Here is a 12,803-nt window from a genome sequence, read left to right on the forward strand (position 1 = left end):
CGGCACCAAGCCCGCGCACATTACCACCGAAGCCGAACGCGGAAAAGCGGTGGGGGTAAAAGAACTTTTCATTGATTTGGGCCTTTCTGCCGAAGAAGCAAAAAAACAGGTGGAACCCGGCGACACAGCCGTACTGGACCGCCCCTATGCGGAGTTTGGAAACGGTAAAATTTCCGCCAAAGCATTGGATAACCGTGCCGGCGTGTTTGTGCTGGCCGAAGTTTTCCGCGCGTTAAAAAACCCGGTTTATAACATTTATGCCGTGTTTTCTTCGCAAGAAGAAGTCGGCCTTCGCGGCGCCATTACGGCGGCCTACGGCATCGAAGCCGACCTGTCCCTTTGCCTGGATACCACCGGTGCGGCGGATATCCCCGGTTGTGCTCCGCAAGATTATGTTACCGTGCTTGGCGGCGGTGTCGGCTTAACGGCTTTGGATGCACGCACCATCACCCCGGTATGGTTGCTGGACGCGTTAAAAGCAATTTGTGATGAAAATGATATTTGCAGACAAATTCGTATCGCTCCCCGTGGCGGAAATGATGCCGGGGCGGTGCATTTGTCTAAAAACGGAATTGCGACGTGCGGCCTTTCTATTCCCACGCGCAATATCCACTCCAATGTGGAAATTGTCTGCAAGCAGGATATTAAAAATACTTTTGCGTTAGTCTTATATGTAGCGCAAAACGGGTTGGATTAAGCCGTTTAACAAGGCGGAACCTTTTATGAATAAACCTTTTGAGTTGGGCAAAAAAAGAGCCGTATATATAGATGTGGCCGACTATGTGCAACAACCGGCTTATCGGTTGGACGGGTCGTCCGCAGTACAACTTGAGAAATTGGATTTAGTTTACCGCACGCTTGTAGCCCTCTTATACAACTATGTCCCTACTTCCGGCCACCCGGGAGGGAGTATTTCCAGCGGGAGAATCGTAGCGCATCTCTTATATAAAGAAATGCTGTACGATTTAAGTGCACCGCACCGCACGGAAGCGGATATTATTTCTTACGCGGCGGGGCATAAAGCACTTGGTTTGTATGCCATGTGGGCATTACGCAACGAACTGGCCCGTATCGCCAAGCCTTCGTTGCTTCCTGCGGACGAAAAACAACAACTCCGCTTGGAAGATTTACTCGGTTTCCGCCATAACAAAGCCCAAAATACCCCTTTGTTCAAAAACTTAAATGTCAAGCCTTTGGGCGGTCACCCGGAACCTTGCACCCCCTTTGTTCCCGTCACCACGGGGGCGAGCGGGGTAGGTGTGGGCTCATCGGTGGGGGTAGCGGTTGCGGCGGCTGATGCCTATGGGGAAAATTGCCCTACCGTGCATATTTTGGAAGGCGAAGGCGGCATGACGGCCGGGCGCGTAAGCGAAGCGGCAGCCACTGCGGCTACGGCGCAACTGAAAAATGCCGTGTTTCATATCGATTGGAACGAAGCGTCTATCGAAAGTGAACGCGTAACGGCGGACGGACAAAACCCCGGGGATTATGTACAATGGAACCCCATGGAGTTTTTCTATATCCACGATTTTAATGTAATCCGCGTAGCCGACGGACACGATTTTAACCAAATTTACGCCGCACAAAAATTGGCGGCCGAACTTACCAACCACCAGCCGACCGCTATTGTTTACCGCACGGTAAAAGGGTGGAAATACGGCATGGAAGGCAAGGCCTCTCACGGGGCGGGGCATAAGTTCTGCTCGGACGGTTTTTATGAAGCCTTGAGCGATTTTGAAAAAGCCTTCGGGGTTTCCTTCCCGCGTTTTGAAGGGGAAAAGACCGACGAAAATGTAGAAAAATTTTATTGGGAAAGTTTACTTACCGTTCGCCGCGCGTTGGAGGCCGATAAATCTCTTGCGCAATTTGCGGCCGAGTGCTTAACCGCACGCACGGAAAAACTCAACTCCCAAAAACGCACCTTGCGCGAAGGGTTGGGTAATTCGAAAGAGATTTACACTAAATTCTCACCCGAAAATGTACCGGCGGAATTTGTGTTTGAGCCCGGCAAAGCCTACACTACCCGCGGTATTTTGGGTAATGTGCTTGCGTATCTAAACAAGCAAACCAACGGTACGCTTTTTATTGCCTCGGCCGATTTGTACGGCTCTGCCGGCGGCGGCGCAGTGGCGAAAGATTTCCCGTCGGGCGATTTTAATACCGTTTCCAATCCGCTTTCCCGCCGTGTGTCCACCGGGGGCATTTGCGAAGACGGCATGGCGGCGGTTTGCTCCGGCATTAGTGCTTACGGAAAGCACATCGGGGTGGCGTCTTCTTACGGGGCTTTCTTGGCTTTTGAACATGTAGCCGCCCGTTTGTACGCCATTAGCGTACAGGCCGCGCGCGAAGCGGGCCTCAACCCGAACACTTTTATCATTTTTAACGGCCATGCCAGTTTGCCCACAGGCGAGGACGGCCCGACTCACGCTGACCCACAATCGTTGCAACTGGTGCAGGATAACTTCCCCAAAGGGGCCTGTATTACGGCGACCCCCTTGGAAGTGGACGAAATTTGGCCGCTTGTTGTTAAATCTCTTTCGTTAAAACCGGCTGTTTTTGCTCCGTTCGTTATTCGTCCTTCGGGCAAGTTCTTGGACAGAAAAGCCCTGGGTATGGGTTCGGCGCAGGACGCGGTAAACGGTGTGTATTATATGCGCCGTGCCAAAGGCACTCCTGCCGGAACGGTGGTGGTGCAAGGGGCCGGTGTGGGGCGCATTGTGGCGGAAAAGGTACTGCCGCTACTGAACGAAAAAGGCCCCGATGTAAATGTGCTTTATGTAACCAGCCGGGAACTTTTTGACCTGTTGCCCGAAGCCGAACAGGAAAAAATCTTCCCGCTTGCTTGGCGGCACCAAGCCATGGGTATTACCGATTTTACATTGCCTACGCTCGAAGGTTGGCTGTTAAGCCATACGGGGCGTAAGCACTCGCTGTACCCTCACAAGGGCGGGCAATACTTGGGCAGCGCGGCGGCACCCAAAGTATATGACGAAGCAGGACTCAATGCAGAATCCCTGTTTGCGGCGATATGCGCCTATGCGCAAGATTTGAAAACAAACGCTTCGTGGCTGTAAGCGTTTGAGAGGAGAAAAAAATGGCAGAAGAAAAACCTTACTTAACCGGACGAACTTATATTTTTAGACTTCCCAAAGGGAAGGACTTGTTAGAGTCGCTCGCGGATTTTTGCCACGATAACCAAGTAAAATGCGGCGTGGTGAACGTGGTGGGTTCCGTAGTGAACGCTACCGTCGGTTATTACGACCAATCCAAAAAGAAATACGAAAAGAAAGTAATTAACGAAGAAATGGAACTCTTAAGTCTTATGGGTAACATTAGTATTCAGGACAACCGCCCCATGGTGCATGCGCACGTGGTGTTGGCCGATTCTGAGTTCAATACCGTAGGCGGGCACTTACTCCCCGGTACCAAAATTTATGTTTGCGAGGCCTATATCCAAGAACTCGTAGGCGAACCTAAAGTAAGACGCTCCGACAAAGTAACAAAACTTTCTTTGTGGGCTTAAAAATTATTTAACCAAAAACCGCCTGCGTTACCAGACGCGGGCGGTTTTTGTTAGGTTATACTAATTTTATTTCTCGTCGGAGAATTCCCAAAAAACCAAAAAAATCGGTATCGTTTTTTATGGGGGGAAAAATAGAATACCACTTCTTTTTTTGCCTGTCAAGTCTGTTTTCAAAAAAAACTTGCAAAAGGTTTGACAATGCGTTTTAATAGTTAGGTAGGGTAGTAAAAAAAACATACAGGAGGAGTATTCATGAAGAAACTACTTGGCTTGCTTTTGGCCTTGGCTGTGGCCTTCCCTGCAAGCGCAGATGTACTTAAGAATGTTGACCTCAAAGGCGAAATCCAAACGATTGCCTCTGATGTACACCACAATCCTGGTAAAGTTTACAATGCCGGCACCAACTTGCGTGTACTCGCGGGTGCCTCTTTTGACCTGGTAGAAGATGTAAGAGCTAACTTGCTCTTTGCTTATGGCAATACGTGGGGCCAGGCTTCTGATGGAGAGTACGGTTCTACCTTGAACCACTATTGGGACAGTGTACTGCTTGCGGAAGCCAACGTGGTGCTTTCCAACCTGTTCTGCTGCTTGGAAGCCACGGTCGGCCGCCAATTCTACGGCGATGAAGACAGTGCTGTTATGTACTTTGGCCCCAACCACTACAATTCCGAATTTAACGGTTACAGAGCGTTGGACGGCGTAAAAGTAGCCTATTCCGATGATTTCAAAACCTTCACCTTGCTGGCCGGTAACATCATTTATGATAGCCCTACCGAAGAATCCGAAATTTACGGGGCTGACTTGAAACTCAACCTGACGGACTCTTTGAAATGGCAAGTGTATGGTTATGATTTCAAAGATGTTTATGGTGACAAAAACGGTGGTTTCTATGGTACCAAATTCACCTTCGCTCCCGAAGCGGTCACCTTGGCTGCGGAATATGCCCGCAACTTTGGTGGCGATCGCTTGGTAAAAGAACACAAAGACACCGGTTATTTGGTAAAAGCCGATGCGGCCCTTAACTTGGAAGCCGTCACCCCGCGCTTTGCCTTTGTCTATACCAATGGTTTCTTGGGTTTCGGTAACTACACCCCCGGCCTTCTCTTTGGTGATGTCCCTGTTGGCCCCGGCATTTATGTGTTAACCCGAAGCCTGCGCTTGTTCAATGTGGGCGTGGACTACAATGTAGGTAAATGGACCTTCGCCTTGGACGGCTTCTCTTTCCAAGAACGCGAAGCCCATCATTCCGCCACCTTGGAAGCCGACCTCACCGCCAAATATGCCCACAACGAATATGTGGAACTCTTTGCCGGCGTCGGTTATGCCAAATACGGCCATGCCAAAGCTGACTTTGGTCAAAAAGACAACACCAAAGGCCAACTCGGTATGTTGATCAAATTCTAATCGTTAACCCGATTAAAAACCCCGCCCAACAGGCGGGGTTTTTTTGTCTAACCCAATTTTTCCTCTCGGCAAAGAGAGTCTATTTAGTAAAATATATATATGACGAAACGGAAAATACTGGTGCTTTCTTGCTGTGCTCCCTGCTCCTGCGCCGCCATTAAAAAACTATCGGACGACGGCGAAGATGTAACCGTTTTGTTTTATAATCCCAATATCTACCCTTCCGCCGAATACGACAAACGACGAGATGAACAACAACGCGTTTGCGAACATTTTGGGCTTAAATTTGCAGAACTTCCCTACGAGCCCGAAGTATGGGACGAAGCCGTAAAAGGCTTGGAAAACGAGCCGGAACGCGGGCGCCGTTGCTCCGCTTGTTTTTATATGCGCCTGAAAAAAGCGCAGGAATATGCCGTAAAACATAAATTTGATGCCTTAACCAGTGTGTTGGGAGTTTCGCGTTACAAAGATTTACAACAGGTAAACAATGCCGCCCGCCGGGCGTGGATAAACGGCGTAAAACCTTATTTGGCAATTAACTGGCGCAAAGGGGGGCTGGAAGAACTAAGGCGGGCACTTGTAAAGGAATTAAACTTATACTCCCAAACTTATTGCGGGTGTAAGTACAGTTTGGCGGCCAGCCGTGCGGCACAGCCAGAAATAAAAACGGGGGAAAATAAATATGAAAAAATGGGGTAAAATTTTACTGGGGTTGTTCCTTGCAGGGCTCCTGCTCCTTATCGGGGCCGATTTGGGGGTGCGTTGGGTAACCGGCTCCCAGTGGTTTCGCAACTGGGTAACCGAAAAGGCCCAAACGGCCACGGGGCGTTCCGTACGCATTGAAAAACTCGGCGCGCATTTGCGGGGAATCAAGGTGGAAGGCCTTGTGCTAGCGGAAGAAGGCGGCTTTGAAAACGGGGAATTTTTGGCGTTGGAAAACCTTTCCTTACGCTTTGATTTATCGCACTTAATTCACGGGCATATTAAACTGCATGCTTTAACCGTGGACGGGCTTACCGTGCGCGTAAAACGCTTGGCGGACGGCACTTTAAGCACTGATTCTTTTACCGCCAAACCAACTACGGACGAAGAACCCGCCGAACAAAAAACTTTGTCTGCCCCTAACATTACCTTAACGGAACTGACCTTAAAAGATGTGGAATTATATTTCAAAGACGAGCAAGGCCTGCAGGAAATTTCCTTGCAAAAGGTAAAGTTGGACTTGGAAGATTTTGGCTTTGACCACGAGTTTGCCCTTCGCCTCTCTACGCAAATTTCTTATACCAAAAACGAGCAAACGCTTTCCGCTCCGTTGCAGGCGGAGGCGCAAATTAACTTGGCGGAACTAAATTTGGCAAAAGCCACGGCAGAACTGAAAAAATTATCTGCTTCGCTTCAAGATGCTTCCGTGCGGGTATCGGCAAAGGTGAAGAATTTTCAAGAACCCGACGGGAAAATTTCCGTGGTGCTCAAAAATCTTTCCTCCGCTCTGGTGCAAGGGTTTGTAAGTGAGGTGCCGGAGTTTGAAATTTCCGAAGTTCAATTTTCCGCCAAAGGCAAGGCTTATCCTGCCCAAAATCGGGCGGAAATTTCTGCCCTTTCGCTGGAACTCCCGGGCGTGGAGGCGGACGGTTCGGCTACGGTATCCTATGGCGAACAGTTTGCCTATCAGGCCAAGGGCGAAGTGGAAGTTTCCCTCAAAAAAGCCGCAGCGATGTTGCCCTCTTATCAAAAAGAATATAAACCTACGGGAACCGTGCGCTTAAAAGCCACTGCGAATAATGAAAATTTATCGGCAGAAGTGATAAGCGAAAAGGTGGGGGTGTTTCTCCCGCGCGCAGGCGAACTGTCCTCCGTGGAAGGCAAGTTTACCGCCGATACGCAAAATAATTTCAAAACGGGAGAGTTGGCTGCTGACTTGACGGGTAAAATGAACGGCGAAAAATTTGAAATTCACGCGAAAGCCACCCAAACCGCCGAACTGTTGGATTTGGTCCTTCATATGTTTGCCAAACGAGTGGCTTTGCCTCCTTTGGAAGAAGCCAAAGCCCAAGAGCCTTCGCCCGAATTTGTAGAACAAGTAGAACTGAAAAACCGCGAGGGGAAAGATTGGCCCTTCCCGGCGGCTAATATCAAAGCAGAGGTACGTATTGACTCGTTAGATGCTCCTTACCTGTACGGAACGGATATCGTGTTCCTGGCCGATTTAAGCGGTATTAAGCCCGACTTAAAAACCGCCCAGGGCGATTTAAGCCTTCGCATGGGTAACGGTAAAATTACAGACTTATACCGCCTGACCAATTCTTCGCCTATTACCAAAGTGTTATTCTTGTCCTTAAACATTGTAGGAAAAGTGTTTAACTCCTTAAATGTGTTTGCGGTGTTGGGCGGCATCGGTAACGGGGTGGTGGATGCCGTGGACGGACACCAAGACACACTGGACGATACGGAAATGATTGTGCAAACCGTAGTGGGAGAAAACGGAGAGCCCGTGAATATCAAAGTGCCCCGCTCGCAACAAAAAATGAACGGCCACATGGTGTATGATAAATTTGATACGGTTGTTGAATTTAAGGACGGGGTAGCCAATGTGAAGGAAGGACAATTCGTATCGGACATGATGTCTTTTAATTTATCGGGAACTACCAACTTCAAAACCGAAGAAGTCGATATGACTGTACATGCCGCGCCCGGTAAACACGAGGCGGACGGTATGATGCCGCTGACACTTAAAATCGGGGGAACGGTGTCCGAGCCGAAGGGAAGCATGAGTTTGGTGGGCTCGGTATCTTCTTTGATTACCCAAAGCGTAACCAACAACTTCGCCTCGCGCTCCGTTAAAAAGGGCATAAGCGGTTTTTTTGGGCTCTTTAAGAGAGAGGACTCGGCTGAAGAAACGCTACCTGTCGCAGGAAATTCCGTGTCTGCGGAAACCGAAAGCGCACCCTTGAGCGAAAATGAATCTTCCGCGCCGCCAACAAACAATTAGCATTACTAAAAAACCCCGCGAAAAAGTTCGCGGGGTTTTCTATATTAAACGGTTTTTATTCTTCCCAAATCATTTGGGCGCGTTTGTCTTCGGGCGTAACGGTGTTTTTATTGAGGTCAACCGTCCAAAGCCCGCAGGAAAAAGTGGACGCTTTCAGCGTGTCCGTGGTAAGGCCCGTGCGGGCACGCGCCTGGCAACTTACACTCCACACTCCGTCCGTTTCCGTTTGATGAGGGTGTAAAATACGGTCGCTTAATAAAAAAAGTGCGCCTTGTTTTTTGTAGTTTTTATCCATGCGGTAGAAATACGCATCTATTTTGGCTCCCGCTTGGCGATGCACCAATGCTTCGGCTTGCTGTGCCGGAGAAGAGGCCGTTTGTGCAAGTTGTTTGGTTGATTTGCGTTTGGTGGTTTTCTTCTTGACGGGGGGCGTTTCTTCTTCGGGGAGCGTGTCGGCCTCTTGGTTTTGTGCCAGTTCGATTAAATATGCATTTCTCCGTGCTTGTAAACGGCGGGCGGACTCTTCTATTTGGGCAAGACGGGCCGGGTTTTCCACTTCTTCGTAAGTCAGTTTTACCAGGCCTTTGGAGGAAATGCTTCCGCGAGGGGAAACCGTTACTTTGGTGGTATTAACAAAATTGGAGTGAGAAACTTTAAGCGTTATTTGGGCCGGTGAGTATTTGCGCGCGCGCCCGTAATAAGCCAGGTTGGCATCAAAATTTTTGTTAAAGTCCAGCACCACTTCTTCTTTATCGCTGCGCCAACAACAAGAAGAAATACAACTTTCCTGCAGGTTTAATTGTTCGGCGGCTTCCTGCGGCCAAAAATGTAAATTGAATTGATAGCAGGAATCATACTGTTTGCCGTCAAAGTCCGTCTTTTTGCCGTACACCTCCAACCAGGACTTGGTGGTAGCCACCCCGGAGTTATTCAGCGGGGTATAACACCCCGTCAGGCAAAAAATTAAGATTGCGGCCAAACAAGTTTTTTTCATACACTTATTATAGTAACTTTTTGAAGAAAGAGGTTTGTTTATGCAATTTATTTTACCTTATATCGAACGCTTGCCCGGAATTCCGGATTCGTATAATATGTTGGTGGCACAGATTTTATCCGCGCTTGTTTTTTTACTGTTGCTTGCTTTATGTGCAAAAGTAGCCACTTGGGTGAGCAACCGGGTGTTTCCGAAACTCATTTCTAAACTGCATGCCGAAAAATGGGCCGAGGCGTTTTTGGAACATAAATTCTTTACGGCAGTCGGTGTTGTGGCGGCGGCGATTGTGGCTATCAACTGGCACAGTGTTTTTATCAGTGAGAATATCGCCTGGTTTGCCAATTTTATGGGAAAACTGACGGGTCTGTTTGTAATCCTTAGTTTTTCTTGGCTCTTTAATACTTTTTTGAATACGATTAACCACCTCTACGGACGAAATCCCAGTATTCCTCTTAAAGGGTTGGTGCAGGCCCTTAAAATTGTGCTTTTCTTGGGGGCGGGGCTTTTTGTGCTGTCGCTTTTGTTGGGGCGCAAACCGATGTATATTATCACCGGTTTATCGGCCTTGGCGGCGGTGTTTTCTTTAATTTTCAAAGATCCCATTTTAGGCTTTGCCGCCAGTATCCAGTTGACGACAAACAAGTTAATCAAAATAGGGGATTGGATTACCGTAGATTCTGCCGGCGCGGACGGGGATATTGTGGATATTTCCCTTACTTGCGTGCGTGTACAGAACTTTGATAAAACCATCGTCAGCGTGCCTACTTACGATTTAATCAGCAAGCCTTTCAAAAACTGGAGCGGTATGTACGAAGCCAAAGCGCGCCGTATTCAACGCAGTATTTTGCTGGATATAGATACCGTGCGTTTTTTGGATAAGGAAACTTTTGAACGTCTTAAAAAAATTGATTTGTTAAAAGATTATTTAGCCGAGAAAGAAGCGGAAATAAAAGCTTTTAACGCCGAAAGAAATGTGAAGGAAAACATCTTAAACGGCCGTCACTTAACCAATGTGGGAACCTTCCGCAAATACGCGGAACTCTATTTGGCTTCCCGCCCGTATGTGGTGTCGAATAACCCGAATTTTACTTTAATGGTTCGTCAGTTGAAGCAAAACCCCCAAGGCTTACCGCTCGAAGTATATTGCTTTTTGAACACGACCGTATGGTTAGATTACGAAAGACTCCAAAGCGATATCTTCGACCATTTGTTCTCCGTCCTTCCGGAGTTTGGCCTGTACGCTTACCAACAACCCAGCGGCCGAAATGTGGCGGAAGGGGTAAAAGAACTTCTCAAAAAATAGCAACCAAACAAAAACCGGGAGAGAAAATATCTCTCCCGGTCTTTTCATCTCTAATGCGTTATAGTTTTTTGATAAAACGCTTAAAGGCTTCCACGCCTTCGGGGGTTCGTTTGTAAACACCGGCATATTCCAGCACTTGGGCAAATACTTTGCCCACTTCCGCTTGCAAAATGGCGGCGGCATTATCCGCTGTGAAGGAGTGTTTAGCCAACAGTTTTTCCGCCCAATCGGCGTGTTTATTAAGCGTTTCGTCCTTGCGTATGGCAGTGATATCTTTTTTAATTAAAAGTGCTTGCAACCCTTTTAATTCCTGTGCCAGGCGCGCGGGTAATACCGCAAGGCCCATTACTTCAATGAGGCCGATATTTTCTTTTTTAATATGGTGTACTTCCGCGTGGGGGTGGAAAATACCCATGGGAAATTCCTGCGTAGTGCGGTTGTTGCGCAGGACTAAATCTAACTCAAAAGTTTTTCCGCGTCGGCGGGCAATCGGCGTAACGGTGTTGTGGGGGGTGTTTTGGGTTTTAGCCAAAATATCCGCTTTCGGGTCGCTGTAGGTACGCCATTTTTTAAGGATATATTCGCCGGCATCTATCAAATCTTTTTTGCTTCCGTTTAAGCGAATTACGCTCATTGGCCATTTGACGATACCTGCCTTTACCCGCGGGAATTTAGGCAGTTTGAAGGAAATTTCCACCGGGGCTTTAGCCATGGCAAAGGTGTAGCGTCCGCCCTGGAAATGGTCGTGCGTTAAGATAGAGCCGCCCACAATCGGTAAGTCCGCATTGGAGCCCACAAAATAGTGCGGCAGCAAGTCCACAAAGTTTAAGAGTCTTTCAAAACTTTTGCGCGTTAACTTCATCGGTTCGTGCTTGCCGGAAAGCAAAATGCAGTGTTCGTTGTAATACACATACGGAGAGTATTGTAAGTACCACGGTTGGCCGTCTTTTAATAAATCAAGCGGTACTAAACGCAGGTTCTGGCGCGCCGGGTGATTGATGCGCCCCGCGTAACCTTCGTTTTCTTTGCAAAGAAGGCAAGACGGATAGGCGGAGGCTTTCATTTTTAGGGCGGCGGCGATATCCTTGGGGTCTTTTTCCGGTTTGGACATATTGATAGTGATATCCAAGTTCCCGTAAGGCGTACGGGACTTCCAGGCTAAATTTTTGGCTACGCGTTCGGTGCGGATATAATCCAGTGCGCGGGCATCGTGATAAAATTTGTCCGTGGCGGCTTTGGGTGATTTTTTGTGTAAGCGGTAAAATTCTTCCGTTACATAGGAAGGCTGCCCTGCAAACACACCCATCAGGCGCGTATCAAACAAATCACGCATGGTTACCGTATCGGGCGAAATAAGGCCTTGCTTGGCGGCATAGTCGCAGATTTGTTTGAGGATTTCGCACGGGTATTGGGGTGTTTTTCCCTTAAAGCCGGAGGGGGTATAGTCATCTAAATGCAAAAGGGCAAGCAGTTGGTTGACGGCCCAAGCGCGGTCGCGCGGGGCGAGGAGTTTTTCGTTAATGGCGTAAGCAACCAGTTGGTCAATCAGTAAGTTAATGTTCATAGGGCCTCTTAATACTTGCGGTTTTGTTCCCATTTCCACGCCGTTTCAATGATGCGGGTGAGGTTGTATTCGGGTTTCCAACCCAGTACCGTTTGGGCTTTTGTGCTGTCTGCCACCAACACGGCGGGGTCTCCTGCGCGGCGGGGGGCTACTTCCACTTTGAAATCAATACCCGTAATGTGTTTGGCTTCTTTTACCAGTTCCGCAACGCTGTATCCGTTGCCGCTACCGAGGTTGAAGCGTTCGCTGGTGTTATCCTTAAACATTTTTTCCAGGGCCAAAATATGGGCGCGGGCCAAATCGTTTACATGCACATAATCACGCACACAGGTGCCGTCCGGGGTGGGGTAATCGTCCCCGAACATTTTAATGCTGGGGCGTTTGCCGGCAGCGGCTTGCAACACAATGGGAATCAGGTGCGATTCGGGGTCGTGCGATTCGCCGATTTCTCCGCTGTCGTCGGCACCGCTGGCATTAAAGTAACGCAGTGCGGTAGATTTTAGGCCGTAGGCTTCGTCAAAATCTGCGAGCATTTTTTCTACCATCAGTTTGGTGTTCCCATAGGGGTTGATGGGAAGTTGCGGGTGGGTTTCATCTATCTTTTCTTTAACCGGTTCCCCGAAAGTAGCCGCCGTGGAAGAAAATACAAAATACTTCACATTGTTTTCCACCATGGAATCGAGCAAATTGAGCACCTTGGAAACATTGTTATGATAGTATTTGGAGGGTTCCTTCACGCTTTCGCCTACTTCAATAAAGGCCGCAAAGTGCATCACGGCATCAATATGATGTTTTTGGAACACTTCCGCCAGGCGTGCTTTGTCGCCTAAATCTCCTTCTTCAAAAGGATAGGCGGATACGGCCTCGCGATGGCCTTTGGAAAGGTTGTCAAATACAACAGGGTTGTACCCTTTTGCGGCTAACATTTTTACGGTGTGGGAACCGATGTATCCCGCGCCGCCGATAACTAAAATATTTTTCATGGTTTCCTCTTTTTTAAGTTTGCCCGAAACAGGCGGTTTTGTC

9 protein-coding genes and 2 pseudogenes (2 of these 11 only partly in view) are annotated in these 12,803 nt (G+C 48.4%); 8 read left to right on the forward strand and 3 right to left on the reverse strand.

Annotated features, from left to right (window positions below; translation table 11 throughout):
• Positions 1-75 (forward strand): annotated as a pseudogene (locus tag E7027_05755) (M42 family metallopeptidase); it begins 336 nt to the left of the window's first position.
• Positions 1-697, forward strand: a pseudogene (locus tag E7027_05760) (hypothetical protein) (it extends 32 nt beyond the left edge of the window). Before E7027_05755 ends, E7027_05760 begins: the two co-directional pseudogenes overlap by 107 nt.
• Positions 698-722: 25 nt before the next feature.
• The gene (locus tag E7027_05765) at positions 723-3,074 is read left to right on the forward strand and encodes a hypothetical protein (GenBank protein MBE6421610.1); all 2,352 of its coding nucleotides are present in this window, start codon (positions 723-725) and stop codon (positions 3,072-3,074) included.
• Positions 3,075-3,094: 20 nt separating this feature from the next.
• Positions 3,095-3,523 (forward strand): DUF296 domain-containing protein, encoded by a 429-nt coding sequence (locus tag E7027_05770; protein MBE6421611.1) that lies wholly within the window; start codon positions 3,095-3,097, stop codon positions 3,521-3,523.
• 252 nt (positions 3,524-3,775) lie between these two features.
• A complete protein-coding gene (locus E7027_05775; protein ID MBE6421612.1) occupies positions 3,776-4,927 on the forward strand; it encodes a hypothetical protein in 1,152 nt (383 codons plus the stop codon).
• Positions 4,928-5,026: 99 nt separating this feature from the next.
• Entirely contained in the window at positions 5,027-5,626 is a 600-nt protein-coding gene (locus tag E7027_05780) for an epoxyqueuosine reductase QueH (protein ID MBE6421613.1), read from the forward strand.
• Complete coding sequence (locus E7027_05785) at positions 5,610-7,916, forward strand: AsmA family protein (GenBank protein MBE6421614.1); 2,307 nt, start codon at positions 5,610-5,612, stop codon at positions 7,914-7,916. Before E7027_05780 ends, E7027_05785 begins: the two co-directional genes overlap by 17 nt.
• A 55-nt stretch (positions 7,917-7,971) precedes the next feature.
• On the opposite strand, the gene E7027_05790 is transcribed toward E7027_05785, so the two are convergent.
• Positions 7,972-8,910 (reverse strand): hypothetical protein, encoded by a 939-nt coding sequence (locus E7027_05790; GenBank protein MBE6421615.1) that lies wholly within the window; start codon positions 8,908-8,910, stop codon positions 7,972-7,974.
• Positions 8,911-8,950: 40 nt separating this feature from the next.
• Here E7027_05790 and E7027_05795 point away from each other — a divergent pair, with 40 nt between their 5' ends.
• The gene (locus tag E7027_05795) at positions 8,951-10,213 is read left to right on the forward strand and encodes a mechanosensitive ion channel family protein (protein MBE6421616.1); all 1,263 of its coding nucleotides are present in this window, start codon (positions 8,951-8,953) and stop codon (positions 10,211-10,213) included.
• 58 nt (positions 10,214-10,271) lie between these two features.
• Here E7027_05795 and galT read toward each other — a convergent pair whose 3' ends face one another.
• Positions 10,272-11,777 carry a UDP-glucose--hexose-1-phosphate uridylyltransferase gene (gene galT, locus E7027_05800; GenBank protein MBE6421617.1) on the reverse strand — a complete coding sequence of 502 codons (1,506 nt, stop codon included), beginning with the start codon at positions 11,775-11,777 and terminating at the stop codon, positions 10,272-10,274.
• 8 nt (positions 11,778-11,785) lie between these two features.
• The gene (gene galE / locus E7027_05805) at positions 11,786-12,760 is read right to left on the reverse strand and encodes a UDP-glucose 4-epimerase GalE (protein MBE6421618.1); all 975 of its coding nucleotides are present in this window, start codon (positions 12,758-12,760) and stop codon (positions 11,786-11,788) included.
• Positions 12,761-12,803: the final 43 nt, after the last annotated feature.

It is taken from the genome of Elusimicrobium sp. (assembly GCA_015062115.1).
Classification (GTDB): domain Bacteria; phylum Elusimicrobiota; class Elusimicrobia; order Elusimicrobiales; family Elusimicrobiaceae; genus Avelusimicrobium.